This is a genomic window from Roseburia sp. 1XD42-34, from assembly GCF_009917385.1.
Taxonomy (GTDB): domain Bacteria; phylum Bacillota; class Bacilli; order Bacillales; family Amphibacillaceae; genus Virgibacillus.
The window spans coordinates 1-1,754 of record NZ_QWLJ01000086.1 but is presented as its reverse complement, the minus strand read 5'-3'; the positions used below and the strand labels follow the sequence as shown (position 1 = coordinate 1,754).

Here is a 1,754-nt window from a genome sequence, read left to right as displayed (position 1 = left end):
CTCCTCGTATATTATGTTTAGGCATTATTTTTCCGCCTATTATTCCTTACTAATTTGCTTGTAAATATGTCAATTTCCTTGGATGTTCTGTGATGTTCCTAGATAATGGTCTTAGGATCATTTGGGACAATTCTTATTCTCCTTGTGGGCTTTAACCGCATGAAAAAGACTGTTTCCCAGTGTGCGTCTTGACCTTCCTACACGCAGGCTGTACACTTTGCTATTCGAACCTAGATGGTAGTAGCTCTAGGGCGGCTTTCGAAACAAGGATAGTACTCATACACGAGGCTGCTGATCAGCGTTCACACTAGGGATATCTCAGAGCGTCCAAGAAACACGTTCCAATGATTCTAAAGCGAAAGGAGTGTTTAATCCCATGAAATTATTTGTTGGTTTAGATGTTAGTTCTTTTGATATCAAGGTTTGTTTTTTAAATAGTGAAGGGGATAAATTAAGTTCCCTCACGGTAGACAACGACTTGCCCGGCGCTACCCAGTTAAGAGACGAAATCCTTAATACCGTTCAAGGCAAATCCGTTAGTGAATTACGTATTGGCCTTGAATCGACCAGTGTGTATAGTTTTCATCCATCTATGTTTTTACACAACGATGAATATATTCAAGCACTTGGTGGACAAGTGTTTGTGATGAATCCTAAGCAAATAGCTAACTTTAAAAAAAGCTATAGGGACATGGATAAAACGGACGAAATTGATGCCTTTGTCATCGCTGATTACATGCGTTTTGGACGTCTCCCCATGTCCGTTGTAAAAGAAGAACAGTATGTTGCTCTTCAGCAGTTAACACGGGCACGTTATCAAATAGTCAGGCAAATCACACAAGAAAAACAACGTTTTCTACAATATTTAAGCTACAAGTGCAATACCTTTATAGAAGATGTGGAGTCATCTGTATTTGGTAAAGCAATGATGGACCTCTTCTTAGAGAGTTATAGCTTAGATGAATTGTCCAAAATATCTTTGGAAGATTTAGCCGATTATTTACGAGTCAAAGGAAAGAATCGCTTTCCAGATGCAAAGCAAGTAGCTAAATCCATTCAAAAAGCAGCTCGTTCATCCTATCGGTTAGACAAGGTTGTTGAAGATTCTATTGATGCAATTCTTTCAACCTCAATTACATTAATTCGTACATTTGAAAAACAAATCAAGGAACTTGATAAGTCCATTGAACGAATTTTGAAAGGTATTCCTCAAGTTTTACAGTCAATACCTGGTGTTGGTCCAGTATTTACAGCAGGAATTATCGCCGAAATCGGCCAAATTGAACGTTTTGAGGATGAAACAAAGATTGCCAAGTATGCAGGTCTATATTGGCGTAAACACCAATCTGGTCGCTTTACAGCCGATAATACATCGCTATCGCGAAATGGAAATCAGTATCTCCGTTATTACTTAGTTGAAGCCGCCAACTCTGTAAGAAGGCAGATCCCTGAATATAATGAGTATTACGCGAAAAAGTACCAAGAAGTACTCAAGCATCAACATAAAAGAGCCCTCGTCTTAACAGCAAGAAAATTCGTGCGTTTGGTAGATGCGCTACTACGCAAAAACCAAATTTACACGCCCAAAAGGAGCGAAATATATGAAGCATAAATAGCTTCCAAATCCTTTTGTGTTATCCAGTAATTTACATATATTTACTGGGTTTAGCTTAGCATTGCCTTTTTTAGATAAATTGTCCCTTGATAATCAAATATTTAATTATTTTTCTCTTGACATTTTACCGCAGGTCTTT

The 1,754-nt window shown here is 38.0% G+C and carries 1 protein-coding gene; it reads left to right on the top strand.

The features are described 5' to 3' along the window. Positions 1-376 precede the first annotated feature (376 nt). Positions 377-1,612, top strand: a complete 1,236-nt coding sequence (locus D1839_RS20110) for an IS110 family transposase (RefSeq protein ID WP_120381538.1) — start codon at positions 377-379, stop codon at positions 1,610-1,612. The last annotated feature ends 142 nt before the right edge of the window (positions 1,613-1,754 follow it).